General features: G+C 72.8%; 18 protein-coding genes and 2 tRNA genes. 12 read left to right on the forward strand and 8 right to left on the reverse strand.

All coding sequences use genetic code 11. From position 1 onward, the window contains the following. Positions 1 to 8 precede the first annotated feature (8 nt). A complete protein-coding gene (locus ACIPWA_RS03560) occupies positions 9 to 530 on the forward strand; it encodes a PTS sugar transporter subunit IIA (protein ID WP_400288154.1) in 522 nt (173 codons plus the stop codon). 28 nt (positions 531 to 558) lie between these two features. Here ACIPWA_RS03560 and ACIPWA_RS03565 read toward each other — a convergent pair whose 3' ends face one another. After that, positions 559 to 1662: a mechanosensitive ion channel family protein gene (locus ACIPWA_RS03565; protein ID WP_400288156.1), complete on the reverse strand. Its 1104-nt coding sequence runs from the start codon at positions 1660 to 1662 to the stop codon at positions 559 to 561. 217 nt (positions 1663 to 1879) lie between these two features. Between ACIPWA_RS03565 and malQ the strand changes: the two genes are divergently transcribed. Beyond that, positions 1880 to 4060 (forward strand): 4-alpha-glucanotransferase, encoded by a 2181-nt coding sequence (gene malQ, locus ACIPWA_RS03570; RefSeq protein WP_056762652.1) that lies wholly within the window; start codon positions 1880 to 1882, stop codon positions 4058 to 4060. Between the two features lie 160 nt (positions 4061 to 4220). Here malQ and pepN read toward each other — a convergent pair whose 3' ends face one another. After that, on the reverse strand, positions 4221 to 6773 hold the full coding sequence (gene pepN, locus ACIPWA_RS03575) for an aminopeptidase N (protein WP_400288159.1): 2553 nt from the start codon (positions 6771 to 6773) through the stop codon (positions 4221 to 4223). 194 nt (positions 6774 to 6967) lie between these two features. Here pepN and ACIPWA_RS03580 point away from each other — a divergent pair, with 194 nt between their 5' ends. The 3 genes from ACIPWA_RS03580 (at position 6968) to ACIPWA_RS03590 (ending at position 9616) form a co-directional block, all read left to right on the forward strand. After that, a complete protein-coding gene (locus ACIPWA_RS03580) occupies positions 6968 to 7624 on the forward strand; it encodes a mycothiol-dependent nitroreductase Rv2466c family protein (protein ID WP_400288161.1) in 657 nt (218 codons plus the stop codon). 101 nt (positions 7625 to 7725) lie between these two features. After that, positions 7726 to 8196, forward strand: a complete 471-nt coding sequence (locus ACIPWA_RS03585; RefSeq protein WP_056648571.1) for a pyridoxamine 5'-phosphate oxidase family protein — start codon at positions 7726 to 7728, stop codon at positions 8194 to 8196. A gap of 160 nt (positions 8197 to 8356) precedes the next feature. Next, positions 8357 to 9616, forward strand: a complete 1260-nt coding sequence (locus ACIPWA_RS03590) for a hypothetical protein (protein WP_400288162.1) — start codon at positions 8357 to 8359, stop codon at positions 9614 to 9616. Between the two features lie 139 nt (positions 9617 to 9755). Here the strand turns inward: ACIPWA_RS03590 and ACIPWA_RS03595 are convergent, their stop codons facing one another. Then, positions 9756 to 11810, reverse strand: coding sequence for a M13 family metallopeptidase (locus tag ACIPWA_RS03595; protein ID WP_400288164.1), 2055 nt, complete (start codon positions 11808 to 11810; stop codon positions 9756 to 9758). 60 nt (positions 11811 to 11870) lie between these two features. Here ACIPWA_RS03595 and ACIPWA_RS03600 point away from each other — a divergent pair, with 60 nt between their 5' ends. After that, the gene (locus tag ACIPWA_RS03600) at positions 11871 to 12329 is read left to right on the forward strand and encodes a ribose-5-phosphate isomerase (RefSeq protein ID WP_056648578.1); all 459 of its coding nucleotides are present in this window, start codon (positions 11871 to 11873) and stop codon (positions 12327 to 12329) included. A gap of 102 nt (positions 12330 to 12431) precedes the next feature. Then, positions 12432 to 13481, forward strand: coding sequence for an Fpg/Nei family DNA glycosylase (locus tag ACIPWA_RS03605; RefSeq protein WP_400288166.1), 1050 nt, complete (start codon positions 12432 to 12434; stop codon positions 13479 to 13481). Between the two features lie 112 nt (positions 13482 to 13593). On the opposite strand, the gene ACIPWA_RS03610 is transcribed toward ACIPWA_RS03605, so the two are convergent. Next, the gene (locus tag ACIPWA_RS03610; protein WP_400288168.1) at positions 13594 to 14934 is read right to left on the reverse strand and encodes a GNAT family N-acetyltransferase; all 1341 of its coding nucleotides are present in this window, start codon (positions 14932 to 14934) and stop codon (positions 13594 to 13596) included. Positions 14935 to 15008: 74 nt separating this feature from the next. On the opposite strand from ACIPWA_RS03610, the gene ACIPWA_RS03615 reads away from it, so the two are divergent. Then, positions 15009 to 15371: an MGMT family protein gene (locus ACIPWA_RS03615; protein WP_400288170.1), complete on the forward strand. Its 363-nt coding sequence runs from the start codon at positions 15009 to 15011 to the stop codon at positions 15369 to 15371. A 64-nt stretch (positions 15372 to 15435) separates the two neighbouring features. On the opposite strand, the gene ACIPWA_RS03620 is transcribed toward ACIPWA_RS03615, so the two are convergent. From ACIPWA_RS03620 to cysK, 3 genes are all read right to left on the reverse strand, one after another. Then, positions 15436 to 16476, reverse strand: coding sequence for an LLM class F420-dependent oxidoreductase (locus ACIPWA_RS03620; RefSeq protein WP_400288172.1), 1041 nt, complete (start codon positions 16474 to 16476; stop codon positions 15436 to 15438). Positions 16477 to 16758: 282 nt separating this feature from the next. Next, entirely contained in the window at positions 16759 to 17364 is a 606-nt protein-coding gene (epsC, locus tag ACIPWA_RS03625; protein WP_068625755.1) for a serine O-acetyltransferase EpsC, read from the reverse strand. Further along, on the reverse strand, positions 17364 to 18299 hold the full coding sequence (cysK, locus tag ACIPWA_RS03630) for a cysteine synthase A (protein ID WP_056648589.1): 936 nt from the start codon (positions 18297 to 18299) through the stop codon (positions 17364 to 17366). The genes epsC and cysK overlap by 1 nt, the downstream gene beginning before the upstream one ends. Before the next feature lie 566 nt (positions 18300 to 18865). Here cysK and ACIPWA_RS03635 point away from each other — a divergent pair. Beyond that, complete coding sequence (locus tag ACIPWA_RS03635) at positions 18866 to 21220, forward strand: arylsulfatase (RefSeq protein ID WP_400288175.1); 2355 nt, start codon at positions 18866 to 18868, stop codon at positions 21218 to 21220. A 56-nt stretch (positions 21221 to 21276) separates the two neighbouring features. Here the strand turns inward: ACIPWA_RS03635 and ACIPWA_RS03640 are convergent. Next, positions 21277 to 21347, reverse strand: a tRNA-Gly gene (locus tag ACIPWA_RS03640). Between the two features lie 245 nt (positions 21348 to 21592). Here ACIPWA_RS03640 and ACIPWA_RS03645 point away from each other — a divergent pair. The 3 genes from ACIPWA_RS03645 to ACIPWA_RS03655 all read left to right on the forward strand — a co-directional run bounded on the left by ACIPWA_RS03645 (position 21593) and on the right by ACIPWA_RS03655 (position 25905). Next, positions 21593 to 21666 (forward strand) — tRNA-Pro (locus ACIPWA_RS03645). 443 nt (positions 21667 to 22109) lie between these two features. Then, the gene (locus ACIPWA_RS03650; protein ID WP_400288176.1) at positions 22110 to 23708 is read left to right on the forward strand and encodes a glycosyltransferase family 2 protein; all 1599 of its coding nucleotides are present in this window, start codon (positions 22110 to 22112) and stop codon (positions 23706 to 23708) included. Positions 23709 to 23820: 112 nt separating this feature from the next. After that, positions 23821 to 25905, forward strand: coding sequence for an acyltransferase family protein (locus ACIPWA_RS03655; RefSeq protein ID WP_400288178.1), 2085 nt, complete (start codon positions 23821 to 23823; stop codon positions 25903 to 25905). The last annotated feature ends 400 nt before the right edge of the window (positions 25906 to 26305 follow it).

Genomic DNA, 26305 nt, shown 5'->3' on the forward strand with positions numbered 1-26305 from the left:
GCGAGCAGATGCCCCGCAGCGGACAGGACGCACGGCCCACGGGGCCCGGCTCGCCGGACGACGGGCCGGGCCTCGTGGTCGCCGCGCCGCTGTCCGGGAGGGTCGTCGCGCTGGCGGACGTCCCTGACCCGGTCTTCTCCCAGGAGTTCGTGGGCCCCGGGCTGGCGATCGAACCCCGCGCGGACGAGACCGGGGTCTCGACGGTCGTGGCCCCGGCCGCGGGGGTCGTCGGGTCCCTGTTCCCGCACGCGTTCGCGCTCGAGACCGGTGAGGGCCGCACGGTCCTCGTGCACCTCGGCATCGACACCGTCCGGCTCGGCGGCGAGGGCTTCCGGCTCCACGTCGAGGCGGGCGACCGGGTCGTCGCGGGCGCGACGCTCATCACCTGGGAGCCCGGGCGGGTGGCCTCGCTCGGGCTGTCCACGGTGTGCCCGGTGGTCGCGCTCCAGGGGGATCCCGGGCTGCTCACGCTGCTCGTCGCGCCCGGGACGCAGGTCGCGGCGGGCGAACCCGTCCTGACCTGGTCCTGAGGCTCGCAGCCCGAGGACCGGCTTCCGGCTACCGCTCGGCCATCGGCGAGTCCTGGGGCGCCTCGCGCGGGGCGTCCGCACGCGCCGCATCGTGGGGCGTGGCCGCGGGAGCCGACACCTGGGCGGGCGGCGTCCCGTGGACAGGGACGATCTGCTGGTCCGCGGGGGCCGCCTCGGTCGTCGAGGGGTCCTCGGCGCCGGCCATCGGGACGTGCGCCGCGGCGAGGCGCTCGCGGACCGCCTTGCGCAGCGCCCGGGAGATCTCGCCCTGCATCGAGGCCTGCGTCTTGACGCTGACCTTGAGCACGAGCTCCTCGGGGCTCATGGACTCGATGCCGGACACGGTCGGCTGCTCCAGGAGATAGGTCCCCAGGACGGGGTCGGCGGCGACCTCCGCGCCCGCCTCGCGCAGGCACCGCTGGACCTCGTCGAGGTCCGCGAAGTACGCGACGTGCACCTCGGCAGAGGCCCGGCCCCACTCCTGCGACTTGTTGCCCGTGCGCAGGATCTCGCCGTTGCGGATGTACCAGAGGGTGCCGTCGCCGTCACGGACCTTGGTCACGCGCAGCGCGACCTCCTCGACCGTCCCGGACACGACCCCGAAGTCGACCGAGTCGCCCACGCCGTACTGGTCCTCGAGCAGCATGAACGTGCCGGACAGGAAGTCCTTGACGAGGCTCTGGGCGCCGAACCCGAGCGCGACGCCCACGATCCCCGCCGAGGCGAGGAACGGCGCGATGTTCATGCCGAGCTCGGTGAGGACCATGAGCACGATGGTCGTCCCGACCAGGATGTTGGCGGTCGAGCGCAGGACCGACCCGATCGTCCGGGCCCGCTGAGCGCGGCGGGCGCTCGCGAGCGGGTTGGCGCGCACCAGGATGGTGCCCATGGGCGACTCGGAGAGGCCCTTGAGGCCCTTCATGCCGCGCCGCTCGGTGATCGGGGTGCCGTCCGCGATGTGCTCGGTGACGTTGCCGATGATGCGCCGGACCACGGCGAGCGCGATCGAGCCGATCGCGATGATGAGGATGATCCGGAGGGGAGCACCGAGGAACCACTCGAGCCAGACGTTGGCCTGCTCTTGGAACTTGTCAGTGACGTCGTCGAGGGGGGTCGGGGTCGGTGATGCCATCCCGGCAGGCTACCGGTCCTGGCAGGGCGCCCGACGGCGTCGCGCACCCCGCGTGACGAGCCTCACCAGGAGAGCATGGGCGGGGTCTGCGCAGACGCCGTGAGGGACCTGCGACGGGACGCCACGAGTGCGGGTGGGGGCGTGGCCCGGCGGCCGGCGCGGCGCCGCGCCGGGCCGAAGGTCTGCCGAGCGGGTCGTGCTCTGGCAGGATCGCCTCGTGAGCGCTCTCCAACATGTCACGGCCGACGTGCCCGAACCGCTGGTCCAGCTGGCCGCGGTCCACGGAGTGGCGCCCGACTTCTGGGGGTTCGACGGGGAACGTCGCCCCGTGAGCGCACAGACGCTCGTCGCGGTGCTCGAGGCGCTCGGGGTGCCCGCCTCGTCCCCCGAGAAGGTCGCCGTGAGCCTCGAGCACTCCGAGGACGACACGTGGCGCCAGATGCTGCCGCCCACGGTCGTCGTCCGGCAGGGCGTCGGCGCGCGCTTTCCCGTGCACGTCACGGACGGCGCGCAGGTCGAGGTGTGGGTCGAGCTCGAGCCTCCCGAGGCGCCGGGCTACCGGTCGACGGCCCCCGCGGTGCGCGAACGGCGCGACCTGCCGCAGGTCGACGACTACGTCGAGCCCCGCACGGTCGACGGGCGCGCCGTGGGCCGAGCGACCTTCGCCGTCCCCGAGGACCTGCCCCTGGGGTGGCACGAGATCCACGCGACGAGCGACGGCACGCAGTCCCGCGCGACGCTCGTCGTGACGCCGCAGCGCCTGGAGCTCCCTGATCCCCTGCGCTCGGGAGGCCGCGCCTGGGGCCTCATGACGCAGCTCTACTCGGTGCGCTCACGCGCCTCGTGGGGGGTCGGGGACCTGGCGGACCTCGCCGACCTCGCATGGCTCGGCGCGCACCGGGCCGGTGCGGACTTCGTGCTCGTGAACCCCCTGGCCGCGGCCGAGCCACGAACCCCCATGACGCCCTCGCCCTACCTGCCGACGAGCAGGCGCTTCGTCAACCCGCTGTACATCCGTGTCGAGGACGTGCGCGAGACGGGCTACCTCACGGCGGCCGACAGGTCGCTCGTCGAGTGGGCCTTCGACCCCGTCCGCGACCTCAGCTCCGACCCCGGGCCGATCGACCGCGACGCCGCGTGGGAGGCCAAGAAGGCTGCGCTCGAGGTCGTGTTCGCCGCGCCGCGCTCGACGGCCCGGCAGGCGGCGCTCGACGCGTTCCGCACCGAGCAGGGCAAGGGGCTCGAGGACTTCGCGACGTGGTGCGCGCTCGCCGACCACTTCGGTGACCAGGACTGGCCGCCGTACGCGCTCGACCCGTCCTCTCCCGGGGTGGCGGCGCTGCGCGAGCAGCTCGACGACCAGGTCGACTTCTACTGCTGGCTCCAGTGGGTCGCGGACGAGCAGCTCGAGGTCGCGCAGCGCACGGCCCGCGAGGCAGGCATGTCGATCGGCGTCATGCACGACCTCGCGGTGGGCGTGCACCCGCACGGCGCGGACGCGTGGGCGCACCGCGGCGTGCTCGCCGGGGGCGTGACGGTCGGCGCGCCGCCCGACATGTACAACCAGCAGGGCCAGAACTGGTCGCAGCCGCCGTGGCACCCGCAGGCGCTCGCCAAGGCCGGCTACGCGCCGTACCGCGACCTGCTGCGCACCGTGCTGCGGCACGCGGGCGCGATCCGGGTCGACCACATCATCGGGCTGTTCCGGCTCTGGTGGATCCCGGGAGCGGCGCGCGCCGACGCGGGAGCCTACGTCCGCTACGACCACGAGGCGCTGATCGGGATCCTGTGCCTCGAGGCGCAGCGCGCCGGGGCGGTCGTGATCGGCGAGGACCTCGGGGTGTTCGAGCCCTGGGTCCGTGACTACCTGACCGAGCGCGGCATCCTCGGCACCTCGGTGCTGTGGTTCGAGAAGGGGGAGGGCGGGCGCCCGCTGCCTCCCGAGGCGTACCGTCGGCTCGCGCTCGCCACGATCACGACCCACGACCTGCCGCCGACCGCCGGATACCTCGCGGGCGAGCACGTGGACCTGCGCGAACGGCTCGGCCTGCTGACCGAGCCCGCGTACGTGGTCCGCCGTGAGGCGCGCGAGGAGCGCGACACGATGGTCGGCCTGCTCGTCGAGCGCGGGCTCGTGGGCGAGGACCCGTCGGAGCGGGAGCTCGTCGAGGCCCTGCACGTGCTGGTCACCCAGTCGCCCGCGGTACTCCTCGGGGTCTCGCTCGCGGACGCCGTGGGGGAGCGACGCACGCAGAACCAGCCCGGCACGGACCAGGAGTACCCCAACTGGAAGGTGCCGCTGGGCGATCCGTCCGGCAACGTGGTGCTGCTCGAGGACCTGTTCGACAACGCCCGGCTGCTCTCGCTCGCGAAGGTCATGCGCGAGGCGCTGTCCTGATCCTGTCGCCGGGGTAGAGGCCTGCCGTCGAGACAGAGGGTTCCGGCCCTCTACGTCGACGTGATCCCGCTACCTCGCGCAGGCGCCGGGAACGACGGACGCCGGGGTGGAGGGACCTTCCCCTCCACCCCGGCGTCCTGTCGTCAGCGGTGCGTCAGCCTCAGACGTCCGCAGCCTGCGCTGCGAGCGCCCGCTCGACGCCTGCGAGGTTCTCGACGACGAGGCGGCGCAGCGCTGGGGCCGCGTCGGTGTGGGAGTCGAGCCAGGCCTGGGTCGCGTCGCGCAGCTCGGCGTTCGCGAGCGGCGCGGGGTAGAGCCCCACGACGAGCGTCTCGGCGATGTGGTAGCTCCGCTCGGCCCACAGCGTGGTGAGCGAGGCGAAGTACTTCTCGACGAGCGGGGCCAGCACGGCCGGGTCGTTGACGTGCTGGAACCCCTGCGTCGTGGCGCGCACGATCGCGTTGGGCGCCTCGTCCGAGTCCACGAGCGACGCGAACGCGGCGAGCTTGGCGTCGGTCGTCGGGGCCGTCGCGGTCGCACGTGCTGCCGACTGCTGGCCCGTGGCCGTGTGGTCCTGGGCGAGCGCGGCGTCGACCTCGGCCTGGTCCGCACGGCCCAGGAGGACGAGGCCCTCGAGGATCTCCCAGCGCAGGTCGGTGTCGATCTCGAGGCCCTCGAGCGTCACGGCCCCGTCGAGCAGCCCGCGCAGCGCGTCGGCGTGGGCCGGCGTCGAGGCCAGGTGCGCGAAGAACTTCACGAACTGGAACTGCGCGTCGGTGCCGGCCTGGGCCGACTGGGCCAGGCGCCACAGCTCGTCGCCGACGACCGCGAGCGTCGCGGCCTGCTTGCCCGGCGTCACGTAGGACTTCGCCGCGAGCGCGAGCTGGTTGAGCGTGGTGCGGATCGTCGTGGACTCGGTCTCGCGGGCGATGTTGCCGAGGACCAGGCGCACGTACTCGCCTGCCGGGGTCTCGCCGTCGCGCGTCGCGTCCCAGACCGAGCCCCACACGAGCGAGCGGGCGAGCGGGTCCGTGATGTCCGCGAGGTGCTCGATCGCGACCTCGAGCGAGGACTCGTCGAGACGGATCTTGGCGTACGCCAGGTCGTCGTCGTTGAGCAGCACGAGCTGCGGACGGTCGAGCCCTGCGAGCTCGGGGACCTCGGTGCGGACGCCGTCGACGTCGATCTCGACGCGGTGCTCGCGCACCAGGTTGCCGCCGACCACGTTGTAGAAGCCGATCGCGAGGCGGTGCGGGCGGATCGTCGGGTAGTCGGCCGGGGCCTCCTGGAGCACCGAGAACGACACGATGCGGTGGTGCGCGTCGAGCTCGATCTCAGGGCGCAGGGTGTTGACACCCGCGGTCTCGAGCCACAGCCGCGACCACGAGCCGAGCTCGCGCCCGCTCGTGGCCTCGAGCTCGGTGAGCAGGTCGCTCAGCTCGGTGTTCTTGTACTCGTGCTTCTTGAAGTACTGGGCCACGCCGGCCATGAACGCGTCGATGCCGACCCAGGCGACGAGCTGCTTGAGGACCGAGCCGCCCTTGGCGTAGGTGATGCCGTCGAAGTTGACCTGCACGTCCTCGAGGTCGTTGATCGTCGCGACGATCGGGTGCGTCGAGGGCAGCTGGTCCTGGCGGTACGCCCAGGACTTCTCCATGGCCGCGAACGTCGTCCAGGCCTCGTGCCACTCGGTGGCCTCGGCGGTCGCGAGCGTCGAGGCCCACTCGGCGAAGGACTCGTTGAGCCACAGGTCGTTCCACCACTTCATGGTGACCAGGTCGCCGAACCACATGTGCGCGAGCTCGTGCAGGATCGTCACGACGCGGCGTTCCTTGATCGCGTCGGTCACCTTGGAGCGGAAGACGTACGTCTCGGTGAACGTCACGGCGCCCGCGTTCTCCATGGCCCCGGCGTTGAACTCGGGCACGAAGAGCTGGTCGTACTTGGCGAACGGGTACGGGTAGTCGAACTTCTCCTCGAAGAACGCGAAGCCCTGGCGGGTCTTCTCGAAGATGTAGTCGGCGTCCAGGTGCGGCGCGAGGGACTTGCGTGCGAACACGCCGAGCGGGATCACGCGTCCGTCCGACGACGTGAGCTCGGAACGCTCGACCACGTAGGGGCCCGCCACGATCGCGGTGATGTAGGTCGAGATGACCTGCGTGGGCTCGAACGCCCAGGTCGAGGCCTCGACCGTGGGGTCGGTCGCGGGGACGGGCGCCGGCGTGGGGGAGTTCGACACGACCTGCCAGGCGGACGGCGCGGTGACCGTGAACTGGAACGTGGCCTTGAGGTCGGGCTGCTCGAACGCGGCGAACACGCGGCGCGAGTCGGGGACCTCGAACTGGCTGTACAGGTAGACCTCGCCGTCGACCGGGTCGACGAAGCGGTGCAGGCCCTCGCCCGAGTTGGTGTACGCGGCGTCCGCGACGACGCGGAGCTCGTTCTGGGCGGCAAGGCCCGACAGCTGGATGCGGGAGTCCGCGAAGACCTGCGCGACGTCGAGAGCCTCACCGTTGAGGGTGATCTCGTGGACCGTCGGTGCGATCAGGTCGATGAAGGTGCTCGCCCCGGGGGTCGCGGCGAACCGCACCACCGTGGTCGAGCCGAACGTCGTGGGTCCGGTCGTGAGGTCGAGCGCGACCTCGTAGGAACGGACGGTGACGACACCAGCGCGCTCGGCGGCTTCGGCGCGGGTGAGGTTCTCTCCGGGCACAACATCTCCTCAGTACGGATCGGGCTGGCCGGTAGGCCACGACGATTCTCCCACGCGGCGACCGGCCGGTCGCGGACTTTGCGCAGCATGCCTGGCCTGCAGGAATGACCGGGGCACGGGCGACGTTGAGTGCTCGGGGAGCAGGTCCGTCCTGCCCTCGCGAGACCTTCGACCCACCGAGGAGACCTGACCACGTGACTGCTGTGACGACGTCGGACATCGCTGACGACCTGCGCGAGACCGACGCCCCCGTGCGTACCGCCGACTTCTGGTTCGACCCCCTGTGTCCCTGGGCGTGGATGACGAGCCGGTGGATGGACGAGGTCTCCACGGTCCGCGACGTGAACGTGCGCTGGCACGTCATGAGCCTGTCGGTCCTCAACGAGGGCCGCGAGCTGCCCGAGAAGTACCGGGACCTCATGGAGAGTGGCTGGGGTCCGGTCCGTGTCGTGATCGCGGCGCAGCAGGAGCACGGCGACGAGGTCGTCAAGCCGCTCTACGACGCGATCGGCACGCGCCTGCACCCCGGTGGGCGCAGCGACTTCGACGCCGTGATCGCCGAGGCGCTCGCCGAGGTCGGCCTGCCCGCGTCGCTCGCCGAGCACGCGACGAGCGACCGCTACGACGCCGAGCTGCGCGCCTCGCACGCCGAGGGCATCTCGCGCGTGGGCGAGGACGTGGGGACGCCCGTCGTCGCGTTCGGCGACGTCGCGTTCTTCGGTCCGGTCGTGACGCCCGCGCCCAAGGGCGAGGACGCTGGACGGCTGTGGGACGGGGTCGTCCTGGTCGCCTCGACGCCCGGCTTCTTCGAGCTCAAGCGCACGCGCACACAGGGCCCGGTCTTCGACTGACGGACCCGCCCGCCCGACGGCGCGTCCCCGGCCCGGGCCGGAGGCGCGCCGTCGTCGTCCCTCCGGGTCGGGCGCCTCGGCCGACGTGGAAGGATCGCGGCATGGCCTCCTGGAAGCAGTTCGTCGATGACGCCCCCGATCTCGCCGCGCGGGTGCGCGCCCGCTTCGAGGCGACCTCGCAGCACGTCCTCGCGACGCGGACGCTCACCGGCTCGCCCCGGGTCAGCGGCACCGAGGTCGGTTTCGCCGGGGACGAGGCGTGGATCGGCTCGGCGTCGCGCTCGGGCAAGTCGATGGACCTGCGGCTCGACCCGCGGTTCGTGCTGCACTCCAACCCGGGCGACGGGTCGATGACCAGCGGGGACGTGAAGATCGACGGCACCGCCCGCGGTTCCTCGGCCGACGACGCGCTCCGCATCGGGGCGGCCGGGGCGGAGGGCCCAGGCGAGTCCTTCCGGCTGTTCTGGATCGACCTCGCACGCGTCGCGCTGACGACTGTCGATGGCGAGAGCGTCCGGACCGAGACCTGGCGCCCCGGGACCGGGGTTCACGTTCACGAGCAGGTGCGCTGACCCGCCCCGAGCAGGGGGCAGGCGGCCGGAACGCCGACCTCGCATGGGGTGCATAGGGGACTCATCGGACAGGGGCGCGGTTCGACCGACGCAGGATCGTCGTGCCATGCTGCGTACTTCTGCCCCGAAACTGCGGGGTCCAGTCCCCTGAGGAGCTGTGATGTCCGGCAACGCCCCCGTGCCTCCGCCGCCCCCGCACTCCGAGCCTGCTCAGCGCCCGCCGGCCTTCCAGCCAGCGGCGCAGCAGCCCGTGACGTACCCGAACCCTCCGTCGCCCGACCAGCAGGCGACGGCGTACCAGCCCGCGCAGCCGTCGTACGGCGACGGTCAGGCGACGGCCTACCAGGCGCCCGTGCCCGCTGCGCAGCCGCCGGCCTACCAGCAGCCGCCGGCCCAGCCGGGCTACGGTCAGGACCAGCAGGCGACGGCGTACCAGCCCGCGCAGCCGTCGTACGGCGACGGCCAGGCGACGGCCTACCAGGCGCCCGTGTCCGCGGCACAGCCGCCGGCCTACCAGCAGCCGCCGGCCCAGCCGAGCTACGGCCAGGACCTGCAGGCGACGGCGTACCAGCCCGCGCAGCCCGTCGCCCCCGCGGCCCAGCCGGTCTACGAGCAGCAGCCCGCGTACCAGCCGCCCCCGCCCGCGTTCGCGCCGGGCTCGGGCCAGGCCGCCCAGCAGGCGGCTGCCCAGCAGCCCGTCTACCAGGGCCAGGCTACCTATCCGCCGCAGGCCGCTCCCCAGCAGCCGGTCTACGCACCACAGCCGGCCGCGCAGCCCTACCAGCCCGCGTACGCCGAGCAGGCGCAGACGGGTGGGGGCGCGCAGCCCCCGGTGCGGCCGAGCGGCCCGGCGAAGGGCAGCGGGTCCGGCGGTGGCCGCCGGCTCAGCCCGGGCTGGATCGCGTTCATCGTCGTCGACGTCATCCTCGTCGCGATCGTCATCGCCTTCGCGATCAGCCTCGCGGGCGGCGGCACGGACGCGGAGTCGCCCGACGGTCAGGGCACGGTCGCGGAGGCCCCGGCGGCGACTCCCGAGGCACCCGCCGAGGCGGAGGACGCCCCGGTCGCGATCGCGGGCGAGACCGTCACGACGCCCAGCAAGAACATCACGTGCACGATCGGCGACCTGGGCATCTCGTGCGGGATCGCGGAGCTCGCCTCGCAGCCCGCACCCGTCGAGGGGTGCAAGGGCACCACGGGCTACCTCGTGACCCTCACCGCGGACGGTGTCGACATCCCGTGCGTCCCGGCCGCGGACCAGCCGCAGAAGGCAGGCGGCGACGTGGCCGTGCTCGAGTACGACCAGACCAAGACGGTCGGGACCTACACGTGCACTAGCTCCAAGACCGGGATGCGCTGCACGGACAGCGAGACCGGCAAGGGGTTCAACGTGGCCAAGGCCGGGCTCTCGTCCTTCTGACGTCGCACCGCCCGGGTGTGTGACGCACCCGGGCGAGCGGCGCCGTCGGGCCGGACCAGCCGCGGCGCACGCCCCGGCACCGCGACGCACGCTGCCCCGGTCCCCCGACGGGGACCGGGGCAGCGCCCGTCAGGGGAGGTCACCAGATGCGGACGCGCTCCTCCGGGGCGAGGTACAGCGCGTCGGACTCCGTCACGCCGTACGCCTCGTAGAACTCGTCCAGGTTGCGCACCACGCCGTTGCAGCGGAACTCGTTGGGGGAGTGCGGGTCCGTCGCGAGACGACGCACGACTTCCTCGTCACGACCCTTCGACTGCCACACCTGGGCCCAGCCGAGGAACACGCGCTCGATGCCCGTGAGGCCGTCGATCACGGGCGCCTCCGACAACGGCCGGCCCAGCGCGATGCGGTACGCCTTGAGCGCGATCGACAGCCCGCCCAGGTCGCCGATGTTCTCGCCGATCGTCAGTGCGCCGTTGACGTGCGGGCCGTCCGCGGGCAGCTGGACCGGGCGGAACGCGTCGTACTGCGCGATGAGCGCCTTGGTGCGGATCTCGAACTCGGCCCGGTCCTCGGGCGTCCACCAGTCCTCGAGGCGGCCGTCGCCGTCGTACTTGGAGCCCTGGTCGTCGAAACCGTGGCCGATCTCGTGGCCGATCACGGCCCCGATCCCGCCGTAGTTGACCGCGTCCTCGGCCTCGGGGTCGAAGAACGGAGGCTGGAGGATCGCGGCCGGGAAGACGATCTCGTTCATGCCCGGGTTGTAGTACGCGTTGACCGTCTGCGGGGTCATGAACCACTCGTCGCGGTCGAGCGGCTTGCCGATCTTGCCGAGCTCGCGGTCCTGGTCGAACGCGTTCGAGCGGCGCACGTTGCCCAGCAGGTCGTCGGCCTCGACCACGAGGGCCGAGTAGTCGCGCCACTTGACCGGGTACCCGATCTTCGGCGTGAAGGCCTCGAGCTTCGCGAGCGCCTTGACCTTGGTCTCCTCCGTCATCCAGTCGAGCCCCAGGATCGACTCGCGGTAGGCCGCGACGAGGTAGGCGACCAGCTCCTCCATGCGGGCCTTGTGGGCCGGCGGGAAGTGCCGCTCGACGTACACCGCACCCACGGCCTCGCCCAGCGCGCCCTCGACGAGCGAGACACCGCGCTTCCAGCGCTCGCGGACCTCCTGCGCCCCGGAGAGCGTACGGCCGTAGAAGTCGAAGTTCGCCTCGACCAGCTCGTCCGTGAGGTACGGCGCGCGCGCCGAGACCAGGTGGTAGACGGCCCACAGCTTCCAGTCCTCGAGCGGCACCGACTGCCACAGCTCGGCGAACCCGGTCGCGAAGCCCGGCTCACGGACCACGAGGTGGTCGAGCGACCCCTCGGGCGCACCCAGGGCCAGGACCCACGCGTGCCAGTCGAAGCCCGGCGCGGACCCGGCGAGCGCGCCCAGCGTCATGGGGTTGTAGGTGAGGTCGGCGTCGCGGTCGCGCACCACGTCCCAGTGGTGGGCCGCGAGCTGGGTCTCGAGCGCGAGCACGCGCTCGGCGGCCTCCGCGGGCGTCGCGCCCCACGTGTCCGCGGTGACGCCCGCGAGCGTCAGCATGCGCGCGACGTGCGGGACGTACTTGGCGCGCACGTCGGCGTACTGCTCCTCGCGGTAGTACGCCTCGTCGGGCAGGCCCAGGCCGCCCTGGTACAGGTACGCGACGTACTGCTCGGGGTCCTTGGCGTCGTTGTCGACCCAGAACCCGAACGCGCCGGCCCCGCCCGTGCGCTGGAGCGCGCCGAGCGCGCCCGTCAGCTCGGCCTGGGTCGTCGCGGCCGCGAGCAGCGCGAGGTCCGGGGCGAGCGGGGTCACGCCGCGCGCCTCGATCGTGCCGGTGTCCATGAAGCTCGCGAAGAGCGCACCGATCTGGGCCTGGACGCCCGTGGCGTCACCGGCCTCGACCGCGGCTGCGGCGTCCTTGATGATCTCGCGGACGTGCTCCTCGGCCTGGTCGTGCAGCGCGCGGAACGAGCCGTCCATCGAGCGGTCGGCGGGGATCTCGTGGGACTCGATCCACCTGCCGTTGACGTGTCGGTACAGGTCGTCCTGCGGGCGGACGGCCGGGTCGATCGCGGACAGGTCGATGCCGGAGGTCACCGTTCGCGCAGTGCCGGCGGCGGTCAGGTCCCCGCCCGCGACGTGTGGTGTGGTCTGTGTCATGCGTCTCAGGTTATGCGAGCGCGAACGCATCCGGGGCGTCCATCGGGGATGATGGGGGCCATGCGCGTTCACATTGCAGCGGACCACGCGGGGTACGAGCTCAAGGCTCACCTCGTCACGCACCTCAAGAGCTCGGGCCACGACGTCGTGGACCACGGCGCCCACGAGTACGACGCCCTCGACGACTACCCGTCGTTCTGCATCGCGGCCGGCGAGGCCGTCGTCGCGGAGCCCGGGAGCCTCGGCGTCGTGATCGGCGGCTCGGGCAACGGCGAGCAGATCGCCGCCAACAAGGTCGACGGCGTGCGCGCCGCCCTGGCCTGGAACCTCGACACCGCGAAGCTGGCCCGTCAGCACAACGACGCCAACGTCATCTCGGTCGGCGGGCGCCAGCACACGGTCGAGGAGGCCACGTCGTTCATCGACGCGTTCCTCGCCGAGCCGTTCAGCGGCGACGCGCGCCACCAGCGTCGCATCGACCAGCTGGCCGCCTACGAGGCTTCGCGCCACCAGGCGTGAGGTCCGGCTTCTCCGTGCCCGGCGTGCGCGGGTTGTCGGCGATTTCCCGCGTGCGCGGGTTGTCGGCGATTTCCCGCGTGCGCGGGCTGTACGGCGCGACCCGTGCCTGAGGGCCACACCGTCCACCGCCTCGCGCGGACGTTCGGCGAGCTCTTCGCGGGCCAGGTCCTGGCGGTCTCGAGCCCGCAGGGTCGGTTCGAGGCGGGCGCGGCGCTGCTCGACGGATCACGTCTGGTCGCCTCGCGCGCCTGGGGCAAGCAGCTCTTCCTGGGCTTCGCCGACGCGTCCGCACGCCCGGGTCGGGGCGGTGCGCCCGCCGTCCCGCCCGACGACGAGCTGCGCTGGCTCCGCGTCCACCTGGGCCTCTACGGGGCCTGGACGTTCGCGGGAGACGGGAGCTCCGCCGTCGTGCACGCGATCGGTGCGCCCCGCAAGCGCATCGGTGAGCGCGACTCGATCCCCGCCGGTCCGCTCGCGTCGCTCGCCCCCCAGGGCGAGGACGGGTGGACCCCGCCGCCGCCCCGCGGGGCCGTGCGCGTGCGGCTGGTCGGCGACCACGCGGTCGCGGACCTGACCGGTCCCACGGCGTGCGAGGTCGTGTCCGCCGACGAGGTGCGCGCGGTCGAGGCGCGTCTCGGACCCGACCCGATCCGCGACGACCCGCCCCCCGCGGGCGGCCCCGACCGTTTCGTGGCGGCCGTGCGACGCTCGCGCACGAGCGTGGGGCAGCTCCTCATGAACCAGGACGTCGTCGCGGGGGTGGGCAACATCTACCGCGCCGAGGCGCTCTTCCGAGCGGGTCTCGACCCGCTCGCCGCGGGCCGCGACGTGCCCGCCGAGACGCTGCGGGAGATCTGGGAGGACCTGGTCGTCCTCATGCGTGAGGGGGCCGCGACGGGCGCGATCGTCACCACCCGCCCGGAGGACCGCCTGCCCGACGGCGCCACGCACCCGCGCCCAGCACATGATCCCGGGGCCCCTCGTCAGCAGGTGCGGCAGAACACCGACGGATCGGCCGGGGCGCTGCCCGCCGACCAGGCGTTCTACGTCTACCACCGCGACGGGCTGCCCTGCCGGGTGTGCGGCACGCCCGTGCTCATGAAGGACCTCGCGGGCCGCAAGCTCTACTGGTGCCCGACGTGCCAGCGGTGACCCGAGGACTCGCCGACCGCTGAGCTGGTCCTCTCCTGGCCGTCGAGTGCATGATCCGGCTGCGACACGCCCGGCGTGTCGCAGCCGAACCAAGCACTCGACGTGGGGTCGGTCAGAACACCCAGCTCGACACGGGCGCCACGGGCCACCCGAACGCCGCGGCGGCGGCTCCCAGCGTGCCCGGCCGGTGCTCGGTGACGAGCCCGGCCGTCGCGAGCGCGGCGAGCGACACCCCGCCCAGGAAGACCGCGCCCAGCTCGCGCACGTCGAGCGACAGGTCGGCCGGGTCGTCGGTGCGCTCGCACGTCGCCTCGCCGAACGCCGTGGCGCGCAGCCGCCAGTGGCCCGAGTTGTCCGGGACGCGCTCGTCGCTCACGTGCAGGACGACGTCGACGTCGCCGGCGTACCGGCGCCCGGCGAGGGCCACGGGGACGTCGAGCACACGGACCCACAGGTTGTCCGCCACGCGCCCGGCCGCGGCGCGCGGGTTGACCAGGAGGTGGGTGATGGCGTCGTCGACCGGGATCATGAACGGCTCGATCTCGGTCGTGAGGTCGAGGTCCGTCAGCACGCCCCACAGGGCCCGGGCGGCAGCGGCGTCGAGCGCGACGACCTCGCCCGTGCTGACCGTGCCGCGCGGGCCCGTGGTCTCCCACGCGACCTTGCGGCGGAAGGTCGCGTAGCCCCGGGGCTCGCCGTCGCGCTCGACGACCACGATGCGCTCGGACTCGCGGCCCCGGCGGAACACGGCCGGGTCCGACCACCACGACTCCTGCAGCTCGGGCGTCTCGCGCGTGACCCAGCCGGGCCGGTTGATCCCCGTGCCGTGACCGCCCGGGTCGGCCCCGGCAGCGCGGTGCAGGGTGTCGACGAGCTCCCCGTGCCGCGCGCGGTCGGCCTTCTCGATGCGGACCGTGTGCTCGTCGGCGCCCGCGACGTCGCGCAGGGCTGCACCCCGGGGGATGGTCAGGCGCAGGTCCTGCGCGGCCTGCCCGTAGCCGAAGCGTCCGTAGATCGGGGCCTCGGCCGCGAAGAGCGCCGAGACCGGCTCGCCCGCGGCCCTGGCCTGCTCGAAGTGGACGTCGATCATGGCGCTGAGGATGCCCCGGCGACGGTGCTGCGGATGCACGCCCACCCAGGTCAGGCCGCTCACCGGCAGCGTCCCGCCCGGCACCGGGAACTGGGAGAACGGGTACGAGGAGTGCATGGCCGCGAGCTCGCTCACGGTCGGGACCGCGCCGTCGAGCGGGACGGCGTCGGCGTCCTGGTGCTCGCTCACCACGCCGAACGTCCGCGACCAGGTCAGGGGCAGCGGGAGCTCGACCTGCTCGTCGAGGTCGACCTCGGAGGGGAAGGCCCACGTGTCCACGTCGAGGAGCGCGCGCTTGTCGGCCTCGGTGAGCGGCGCGATGCGGTAGCCGGCGGGCAGGGGACGGCGGGAGGGGGTGGTCATGCCCTCATCATCAGGGCGTGCGGGGCGAGCGTGCCAGGGGAATTGTCGGGGGGAGCGCCGGGTACGCTCGCCCGGTGGACCACGAGACCGACCCTGCCGACGCCCGCCAGGAGTACGCGGACGCGGTGCTCGCTCTCGTCGCGGCGATCCCGAGCGGGCGGGCCATGACGTACGGCCTCGTCGCGGAGATCGTCGAGGAGTCGCTGGGCCGGGGCGGCCCGCGCCAGGTGGGCCAGGTGCTCGCGCGCTCCGACGGCGACGGCCCCGGCGATACGGACCTGCCGTGGTGGCGCGTGGTCAACGCTGCGGGATCCCCACCGGCCCATCACCTGACGACCGCGCTCGCGAACCTGCGGGCCGAGGGGTGTCCCCTGCGGCCGAGCGGCGAGCGCGTCGACCTGCGCAGGGCGGTCTGGTTTCCCGAGCAGCCTTCCTGAGTGCGGAGCCCCGTGCGAGCGACGCCTGGCGTACCGCGCACGGGGCTCCGGACTCAGGCGGGACCTAGGCCCGGGCGAGCAGCCCCGCGACGGTGCGCACCGCCGTCGGGTCCCCCTGGACCAGGAGGGTCGTGACCGCGGTGCGGCGCCACGCCTCGAGGTCGTGGGCGATCTTGGCCTCGGGCCCCACGAGCGCGATGTCCTCGACCAGGGCGGTCGGGACGGCCGCGACGGCGTCGGCCTTGCGGCCCGCGAGATAGTGCGCCTGGATCTCGTCGCACGCGTCCGAGTAGCCGAGGCGGTCGAGCGCGTCGCGGTGGAAGTTCGCGCCCTTGGCGCCCATGCCGCCCACGTAGAGCGCGATGAAGGGGCGCACCTTGTCGGCGGCCTGCTCGACGTCGTCGGCCACCACGACCGGGACGGTGGCCGAGACCTCGAAGCCGGCTGCGGGGGAGCGCTCGTCCGAGCGCCGGGCGAAGCCCTCGTCGAGCAGGCCGCGGAACAGGGGGTCCATGCGCGGGCTGTAGAACAGGGGCAGCCAGCCGTCCGCGATCTCGGCCGCGAGCGAGATGTTCTTGGGGCCCTCGGCCGCGAGGTGGATGGGGATCTCGGGGCGCAGCGGGTGCACGGTCGAGCGCAGCGCCTTGCCGAGCCCCGTGGTGCCCTCGCCGGTCAGGGGCAGCTGGTAGAACTGGCCGTCGTAGGTGACGGGGCCCTGGCGTGAGATCACGTCGCGCACGATCTCGACGTACTCGCGCGTGCGGGCCAGGGGACGCGGGTAGGGCTGGCCGTACCAGCCCTCGACGACCTGCGGGCCCGAGACGCCGAGCCCGAGGATCGCACGCCCGCCCGAGAGGTGGTCGAGCGTCAGTGCGGCCATCGCGGTCGCGGTGGGGGTGCGGGCGGACATCTGCGCGACCGCGGTCCCGAGCCGGATGCGCGAGGTGTGCGAGCCCCACCACGCGAGCGGCGTGAAGGCGTCCGAGCCGTAGGCCTCGGCGGTCCAGATCGAGTCGACGCCCAGGCGGTCCGCGGCGACGATCGCCTCCTGGATGCCGGGCGGGGGTCCGGCGGACCAGTAGCCGGTGTGGATGCCGATGCGCATGGCGTTCTCCTCGTGTGTTCCTCGGCGCTGAGGTGCGGACGGGTCCGCGGGCTCGACGTGCGTCGAGCGAGGTTCCCAGAACCGGGAGTCCTAGGAACCGCGGCTCAATCTACCGTGCCCGACGCCGGGTACCCGCCACGGCGGTCGGCCTGCGGAGGGTCGTGGTCCGGCCGGGAGCGCCCGGAGGCGAGGCGGCAGAGTGGCCCGTCGCCCCGGACAGCACAGGAGGGGCGGCGCGCGTGGCGCCGCCCCTCCTGTGCTCGGCCTGATGGCCGTCGGTCGTCAGATCACGTACTCGATGAGCAGCGACGGGTCCTCGGCCGGCTCGGCGGGCGGCACGACCGGCTCCGGGACGCGGTTGCGGGCCGGGACCCCCACGGCCACCGACCCCGCGGGCACGTCCTTGACGACCACGGCGTTGGCGCCGACCTGGACGTCGTCGCCGACCCAGACCGGACCGAGGATCTTGGCGCCGGCCCCCACGACCACGCGGTCGCCCAGGGTCGGGTGCCGCTTGCCGCGCTTCATCGAGCGCCCGCCGAGGGTCGACCCGTGGAAGAGCAGCACGTCGTCCCCCACGACCGCGGTCTCACCGATGACCACGCCCATGCCGTGGTCGATGAACAGGCGGCGCCCGATCTTGGCTCCCGGGTGGATCTCCACGCCGGTCGCCGCCCGAGCGACCTGGGCGATGATCCGGGCGGGCAGGCGCAGAGCGGGCTCGCGCCACATGCGGTGCGTGAGGCGGTACGCCCACACCGCGTGCAGGCCCGGGTAGATGAGCGCGACCTCGAAGCCGTTCCGCGCCGCGGGATCGCGGTGCCGAGCGGCCTCGAGGTCCTCCCTGAGGACTCTCAGGAAGCGTCGCAGGGGACTGGGAGGTCTCATCAGTCCAGCAGGTCGGCGTACAGCACGGAGGTCAGGTAGCGCTCGCCGAACGACGGGATGATCACGACGATGAGCTTGCCGGCGTTCTCCGGACGCTCCGCGAGTCGCAGGGCGGCCGCGATCGCGGCGCCGGACGAGATGCCCACGAGCAGGCCCTCCTCCTTGGCGGCGCGACGCGCGTACTCGACCGCGGTCTCGGCGTTGATGTCGATGACCTCGTCGTAGACGCTCGTGTCGAGGATCTCGGGCACGAAGTTCGCGCCGATGCCCTGGATCTTGTGCGGGCCGGGGGCGCCGCCGTTGAGGATCGCGGACTCCTCGGGCTCGACCGCGACGATCTGGACGCTCGGCTTGCGCTCCTTGAGGACCTGACCGACCCCGGTGATGGTGCCACCGGTGCCGATGCCGGCGACCACGATGTCGACCTCGCCGTCCGTGTCGGCCCAGATCTCCTCGGCCGTCGTGGCACGGTGGATCGCGGGGTTGGCCTCGTTGGCGAACTGGCGGGCCAGGATGGCGCCCTCGCGCTCGGCCACGATCTCGTCGGCCTTGTTGACCGCACCCTTCATGCCCTCGGAGCCCGGCGTCAGGATGAGCTCGGCGCCGAACGCGCGCAGCAGCGCGCGACGCTCCTTGGACATGGTCTCGGGCATCGTCAGGACGATGTCGTAGCCGCGTGCCGCGCCGACCATGGCCAGGGCGATGCCCGTGTTGCCCGAGGTCGCCTCGACGACGGTGCCGCCCGGCTTGAGCTCGCCCGAGGCCTCGGCCGCGTCGATGATCGCGACGCCGATGCGGTCCTTGACCGAGTTCGCGGGGTTGTAGAACTCGAGCTTGCCCACGACCGTGGCGCCGAGGCCCTCGGTGAGCTTGTTCAGGCGGACGAGGGGCGTGTTGCCGACGAGCTTCGTGACGTCGTCGTAGATGCGTGCCATGACTTCCTCTTCATCGTTGGTGGCCTGCGGCGAGAGCCGGGACCGAGGGGGATCAGCGGGAGCTGCCTGGGGTGGCACGGGGCTGCGACGGGGCAGGGGACGCGCCACGGGGCCTGTCGTCGGGTGGAGCGTCTCCCGGGGGAGGGGACGCTCTAGCGACAGGTGGGGCACGGACAACAGGACAGGGCGCGCGCGGGGGTGCTCACCGCGGGGGAGGAGCCGGCGTGACGCGTGGTCATGATCGCTCTCCTCGTCCTGTGTCGTCCTTGCCCGCAGTCGCAGCCCGCGCCGTGGTCGGCGAGGTGCCCTGCGGAGTCATGGTGCCTGGCCCGAGGCTATCGGCCCCTGCACCGGGCTGCAACGGTGTCTCATCCCCGACCGGACCCCTCGCGGGTGAAGTCGGGTGGCACGGCTCGCGGGGGAAGACGCGTGGGTCGTCGCACGCACGTGCCAACGCCGTCGGGCGGGCTTTCCTTCCCGTCGCGAGGTGCCGGGCTCGCACCTATCGTCGGGAACGTCCGTGTGCCGTCGCACGGGCGTCGTCACGTGTCGATGAAGGGACCAGCATGGCTGAAGAACTCCCGGGCTCCGTCCTCCCCGTTCCCGACCAGGTCTACCGGGGACCGATCGTCATGGATGCGAGGAAGCTCGACGAGCCGCTCCCGCCGCTCGAGGTCAAGAGGCCGCCCAAGAAGGCACCCAACGTCCTGCTGGTCCTGCTGGACGACGTCGGGTTCGGCGCGTCGAGCGCGTTCGGCGGCCCGGCGAGCACACCGACGGCCGAGCGGCTCGCGGGTGCCGGCCTCAAGTACTCGCGCTTCCACACCACGGCGATCTGCTCGCCGACGCGTGCCGCGATGCTCTCGGGGCGCAACCACCACCAGGTCGGCATGGGGCAGATCACCGAGACCGCGACCCCGTCGCCGGGCTACCGCTCGACGCGCCCCAACTCGTGCGTCCCGCTGCCGGAGATCCTGCGCCAGAGCGGGTACAACACGGCGCAGTTCGGCAAGTGCCACGAGGTCCCGGTGTGGGAGAGCGGCCCCACGGGGCCGTTCGACCACTGGCCCGCGTTCTCCGGCTTCGAGAAGTTCTACGGGTTCATCGGCGGCGAGACCAACCAGTACACGCCGGCCCTCGTCGACGGGGTCTCGTTGATCGAGCCTCCGGACGACCCGGAGTACCACCTCATGCCGGACCTGGCCGACAAGGCGATCGAGTACATCAACCAGCAGAAGGCGCTGACGCCCGACAAGCCGTTCTTCGTGTACTTCGCGCCCGGCGCGACGCACGCCCCGCACCACGTCCCGCAGGACTGGATCGCGAAGTACCGGGGGAAGTTCGACCAGGGTTGGGACGCCGTGCGCGAGGAGACCTTCGCGCGCCAGCAGGCCCTCGGCGTCGTCCCCGCGGACGCGGTCCTCACGCCGCGCCCGGCCGAGATCCCGGCGTGGGACGACATGCCCGCGGAGCGCAAGGGGTTCCTGGCGCACCAGATGGAGGTCTACGCGGCCTTCCTCGAGTACGCGGACCACCACACGGGCCGGGTCGTGGACGCGATCGAGGGGCTCGGCATCCTCGACGACACGCTGGTCCTCTACATCATCGGCGACAACGGGGCCTCGGCCGAGGGGGGCCTCGAGGGCGCGTACATGCTCTCGGCCGCGGCGAACGGGGGAGCGGAGTACGAGACCGCGGAGTTCTGGGCCGAGCACGTCGACAAGATCGGCGGGCCCGAGGCGTACAACCACTACGCGGTGGGCTGGGCGCACGCCATGTGCACGCCGTACCAGTGGACCAAGCAGGTGGCCTCGCACTACGGGGGGACCAGGAACGGGACGATCGTGCACTGGCCCGCGAAGATCGCCGCGCGGGGCGAGGTGCGCCACCAGTGGCACCACGTGATCGACGTCGCGCCCACGATCCTCGAGCTCGCGGGCCTCGCGCAGCCGCACACGGTCAACGGGGTCACGCAGGTCCCCATGCACGGCGTGTCGATGGCCTACTCGTTCGACGCCCCGGACGCCGAGGAGCGTCACCTCACGCAGTACTTCGAGATCATGGGCAACCGGGGGATCTACCACAAGGGCTGGACGGCGCAGACGCGCCACCGCACGCCGTGGATCCTCGTCGGGCAGCCGCCGGACTTCTCGCAGGACGTGTGGGAGCTCTACGACACGACGACGGACTGGACCCAGTCGCGCGACCTCGCGAAGGAGAACCCGGCCAAGCTCGCCGAGCTCCAGCAGCTCTTCCTCATCGAGGCCACGCGCTACAACGTGCTCCCGCTCGACGACCGGGCGGCCGAGCGCATGAACCCGGAGTTCGCGGGTCGTCCGACGCTCGTCCAGGGGGACACCCTGCGCCTGTACCCGGGCATGGTGCGGCTCAACGAGAACGTGGCGATCAACGTCAAGAACCGCTCGTTCTCGGCCACGGCCGAGGTCCTCCTGCCCGACGACGGCGCGGCCGAGGGCGTGCTGCTCGCCCAGGGCGGGCGCACGGGAGGGTGGGCGTTCTTCGTCGAGGACGGCAGGCTCGCCTTCCACTACAACTACTGCGGGCTCCTGCGGGCCACGGTGGTCTCGACGTCGCCCGTCGGTGGCGGCGTGCACCAGGTCCGGGCGGAGTTCGCGTACGACGGCGGGGGCATCGGCAAGGGTGGCGTGGTCACCCTGTACGTCGACGGGCAGGCGGTGGGGGACGGGCGCGTCGAGCGGACCCATCCCATGTACTTCTCGTTCGACGAGGGGCTCGACGTGGGGCTCGACACCGGGATGCCCGTGTACGAGGGGTACCGCACGTCGCGCGGTGAGTTCTCGGGGACGATCCACTGGGCGCAGATCGACCTGGGTGACGACGATCACGGTCACCTGATCGATCCGGAGGACCAGCTGGCCGCAGCCATGCGGCACCAGTAGACGGTCGGGGGACGACGACGGCGGCCCTGGGGTCCAGGGCCGCCGTCGTGGTGCGGAGCGGATGACGGGAATCGAACCCGCGTGATCAGTTTGGAAGACTGAGGCTCTACCATTGAGCTACATCCGCGCAGAAGAGACCGCCGTGGTGGCGAGGTCTGCGGCGCTACCTTAGCAAAGGTCCGGCAGGGTCGTCGCACCCGGGGCGCCCGTGCGGGACCTGCCCGGTGCGGTTGCGGGTCAGGTGAGGCGGAACGTGGCATCGCACGTGCGCGAGGACCCGTACACTTGGCCGTTGCTGGTGGTGGAGCGGTGCGTCTTCCCGAGGGGAGCTGCGCCTCGCCGCCGCCCGTCGCCTCCGGGTGACGTCTTCATCGGGGTGTGGCGCAGGTTGGTAGCGCGTCCGCTTTGGGAGCGGAAGGTCGCAGGTTCAAATCCTGTCACCCCGACGAGCACGAAGGCCCCTGTTCCGCCCACGGAGCAGGGGCCTTCGTCGTCCCTCGGGCAGGGTCGCGCTGGCAGGAACCTGACAGATCAGGCGAATCTGTCTTATGGGATGAGATGCCCAGGCCGCTTTGAGCACTTTGTCCGCCGTGGGCGGCAATAGATCGTTAGCGTTCCTTCCATATCGGTCGTCGTGACCGGTTGCCGCCGAGTCAACGTCGCCGCGGCGAGCCATCCGCGCCCTCGGGCGCACCTGGTATCGAAGCGGAGAACTCCTGTGACAGTGCTGCACGGACAAAGACCTGCCCCGCACCACACCGGTCGCCCACCGGCGACCCACGACCGGTCGGGGCGCCCGCTCGACCCGGCGGACGCCCCGTCGTCGGGACGTGCCCGGTCGAGCGACCAGGCCGCCGTCACGCCGGGCGCCCCGCCCACGACGAGCGGGATGCTCCTCCCGTCCCCGCCGGACGACGACGACGTCTACCAGGACCTCGAACGGCTCCAGCGCTGGGTGCAGCCCGTGGGGATCGTCGCCACGCTCCCGATCCTCGTCGCAGTGTGCCTGTTCGCGGCGCGCTCGCCGTGGCTGTGGGGTCTCTACCTGACCGTCGGGCTGACCCTCGCGAGCATCACGCTGTGGCTGCTGACCGGGACGGCGCGCGGCCGGGTCACGCGTGCCTCGCACGAGCAGAAGGTCGCCGGGTGGACGCCGTCGACCCACCCGAGCATCGACGTCTACCTGCCCGTGTGCGGGGAGGACCTCCGGGTCCTGGACAACACCTTCGGGCACGTCGCCCGGCTCGACTGGCCCGGCGAGGTCGAGGTGTGGGTCCTCGACGACGGGGCCGACCCCGAGGTCGAGGCGCTCGCGGCCCGGCACGGCTTCCGCTACCGGGTGCGCCCCGACCGCGGCCACCTCAAGAAGGCCGGGAACCTCCGGTCGGCCTACCAGGTCACGACGGGAGAGGTGATCGTGATCTTCGACGCCGACTTCTGCCCCCGCACCGACTTCCTGCACCACCTGGTCCCGTACCTCGACGACCCGACCGTGGGCATCGTCCAGAGCCCGCAGGACTTCGACACGGACGAGCGCATGGGGTGGCTGCAGCGCACCGCGGGCGCGACGCAGGAGATCTTCTACCGCTGGGTCCAGCCCTCGCGCGACCGCTACGGCGCGACCGTGTGCTGCGGGACCAACGCGCTCTACCGGCGCTCGGCCCTCGACACGGTCGGGGGATTCCCGGAGATCGACCACAGCGAGGACATGTACACGGGCATCGCCCTGCTGCGCACCGGGTTCGTGACCCGGTTCGTCCCCGTGCGCCTCGCCCGCGGCCTGTGCCCCGACGAGCTCGCACCGTTCCTCACCCAGCAGTACCGGTGGGCCAACGGCTCGGTGGCCCTGGTCGCGGACGGCCGCGAGGCCACGCTGGGTCTGGACAGTCGGCAGCGGCTCGCCGTCTGGGCGGGGTTCGTCTACTACTCCGAGACGGCCCTGTTCGCGCTCAACCTGTACGTCCCCGCGATCGTCATGTGCTTCTGGTTCCCCGAGCAGGTCAGTCCGACGAGCTTCCTGGTCTTCCTCCCGAGCCTGTGGGTCCTGCTCGTGCTCTACCCGGCGGTCCACCGCACCCGGTGGCGCCCGGAGGTGCTGCGGGTCCAGCTCGCCCAGAGCTTCAGCCACCTCGTGGTGCTCGGGCACGCGCTCGTCGGGCGCAGCGCGGGCTGGGTCCCGACGGGCGGCAAGGGCTCGTCGAGCGTGCTCGCCCGCACGATCGCGCGGGTCATGGTCGTCACCCTCGGCCTCGGGACCCTCGCCTGGGGTGTCGGCGTGGTGCTCGGGGCCGCGGCCCACGGCCTGGACCGGTACTGGGCCATGGTCGTGCTCGCGGGCTTCTACGCGTACGTCACGGTCCCCCTGGTCGTGGCCGGCCTGCGCGTCCTGGCGCCGCGCGGCCCGGGCCGGTCGGCTGCGGGCCCGAGCAGCCCAACGCTGGGTTCGCGCGTTCTCGTCGTGGCCGAGCCCGCAGGGGCCCGGGCGTGAGCGCGCGCTCCGGAGGCGGTCTCCGCTGGCCCGCCGTCACGGCGCTCACGACGGCGATCGCGTTCGTGGGGCTCCTCGCGTCGGGCGTCTTCGACCCCATGATCGGGGCCTTGTGAGCGCGCGGACCGGGCGTGACCGGCCCGGGTTCCGCGGCGACGTCGAGGGGCTGCGAGGGCTCGCCGTCGTGCTCGTCCTGCTGTTCCACGCGAGCGTCCCGGGCGTGCCCGGGGGCTACGTGGGCGTCGACCTCTTCTTCGTCGTCTCGGGCTTCCTCATCACGGGGCTCCTGCTGCGCGAGCTGACGTCCACGGGACGGATCGGCCTGCACGCGTTCTTCGCGGGCCGCGCGCGCCGCATCCTGCCCGCGGCGAGCGTGGTGCTCGTCGGCACGGCCGTCGCGGCGTGGTGGGTGCTCCCTCCGCTGCGAGCGCGCGACACCATGATCGACGTCCTCGCGAGCGCGCTGCAGGTCGCCAACCTGCGGTTCATCGCGCAGGAGACCGACTACATGGCGGCCGCGTCGGCTCCCAGCCCCGTGCTGCACTACTGGTCCCTCGCGGTCGAGGAGCAGTTCTACGTCGTGCTCCCGCTGCTGCTCGCGCTGACGGGGGTCCTCGCGGCGCGCGCGCGTCGTCGCCCCCTGCCCGCCGCGGTGTGGGTGCTCGCGGTGGCCACGGTCGCCTCGTTCGTCGTCTCGCTGGTCCTGACCGCGAGCGACCCTGCGGTCGCCTACATGTCGCCGCTCACGCGGGCCTGGCAGTTCGGGGTGGGAGGCCTCCTGGCGGCGGCGCTGCTCGGCAGGCCCGACGGCGCCGCACCGCTCTCGCACGCGAGCCTCGCCCCGGCGCGTGGTCGCCGGGGGCTCCGGCGCGCGACGTGGACGCTGGTCGGTTGGGCCGGGTGCGCGGCGATCGGGTGGTCGGCCGTCGTCTACGACGAGGCCACGGCGTTCCCCGGGCTGGCAGCGCTCCTGCCGGCCCTCGGGACGGTCGCGATCCTCGCCGCGGCGGCGGACGTCCGGGTGGTTCCCGGGACCGTGGGGCACGTGCTGGCGCTGGCGCCCGTGCGGTTCGTCGGGCGGCTCTCGTTCGCCTGGTACCTCGTGCACTGGCCGGTGCTCGTCCTCGCCGACGCCGCGTGGGGGCCGCTCGGATGGCCGCAGCGCGTGGTCCTGACCCTCGGCGCGGGCGGCCTCGCGTGGCTCGTGCTCCGGTGCGTCGAGGCCCCGCTCCGGCACTCCCCGGCCGTGGTGCTCCGGCCCTCGGCGAGCTATTCGGTGGGGTTCACCGGGGTCGTGCTGGCACTGACCGCGAGCCTGGGTGCCGGGTCGGCGGTCTACGGGGCGCTCGCGGACGAGGACGTCGCGGCGGCGGACGTCGCGCTCGACGAGATCTTCGATCCTGCCTCGCTCGCACGCACCGGGGGACCGGTGTCGCCAGGGCTCACGCGCGCGGCGCTCGACGCCCCGCCCGCCGAGACGCCGTGCCTGGGCTCGCTGAGCCTGAGCGCGACCGACTGGCCGGACGAGTGCGTCGTCGGACCGGCCGGCGGGCCCGAGGTCGTGCTGTTCGGCGACTCGAAGGCGTTCCAGTGGAGCGGGGCGCTGCGTGACATCGCCCTGGACCAGGGCTGGCACCTGACGATCGTGACCAAGGGAGGCTGCACGCCCGCTGCGCTGCCGCAGGCTCTGCTCGAGGAGTCGCAGCACTGCGAGAGCTGGCGCGACGCACAGGTCGCCCGGATCGCCGCGCACGCCGAGGTGGTGATCCTGGGGTCGAGCGCCGCGTACTTCCTTGACGAGCAGGCGGCCGACCTGCGGCTCGACGCCTGGCGTTCGACGTTCGACCGGTTCGCCGAGCACGACGTGCCCGTCGTGTACCTGCGAGACACCCCGACGCCCGTCTTCGACGTCCCGAGCTGCGTGTCCGGGGCGATCGACGACTGGGACGAGTGCGCGTTCGCCCGGGCCGACGGACTGCCGCCCGACCCGCTGCTGGTCGACCTCGCGCTGGGCGACGTGCCCGGGGTCGAGGCCGTCGACGTCTCCGGGGTCGTCTGCTCGACCGAGCGATGCCCGGCCGTGCTCGGCGGGCTGCTCCTCTACCGCGACGGCAGCCACCTGACGGCCACGGCCGCCGGCGTGCTGCGTCCCGAGCTCGAGCGCGCGCTGCTCGCGACGTCGGCGCTCGGGGGCTGACCGGCCGGGAGGGGGACCGCGCGAGGGCGCGGCCGGGAGCGCAGGAGCCGGGCCGGGGGCCTCCCCAGCCCGGCTCCGGCGCCCCGTCGGTCCTCCCGGGCTGGGGCCTGGTGTGCCGGGAGGGCTCGGTGCGGACGGGTGCCGGCACCGGTGCCCGCACCCGCGCCACCGCCACCGCTTCCGGCGAACCGACGCCCACGAGGTGTGGCGTACCATGGACGGGTTGTCCGTGCGCCCTTCCGGTCGGAGCCCTTCGAGGCTCCTGCCCGCACCGCTCGAGGCGACGCGATCGACCAGGCGCCAGCGCCTGCCCCGATCGATGAACGTTCGAACAGGTCCCGCTGCAACCGGCGGGACATGCACGCACCCCGTTGCCGCACGTCGGCTCCCCGATCAGTTG

Origin of the sequence: Oerskovia enterophila, from assembly GCF_044748475.1 — a bacterium.
Taxonomy (GTDB): Bacteria; Actinomycetota; Actinomycetes; order Actinomycetales; family Cellulomonadaceae; genus Oerskovia; species Oerskovia enterophila.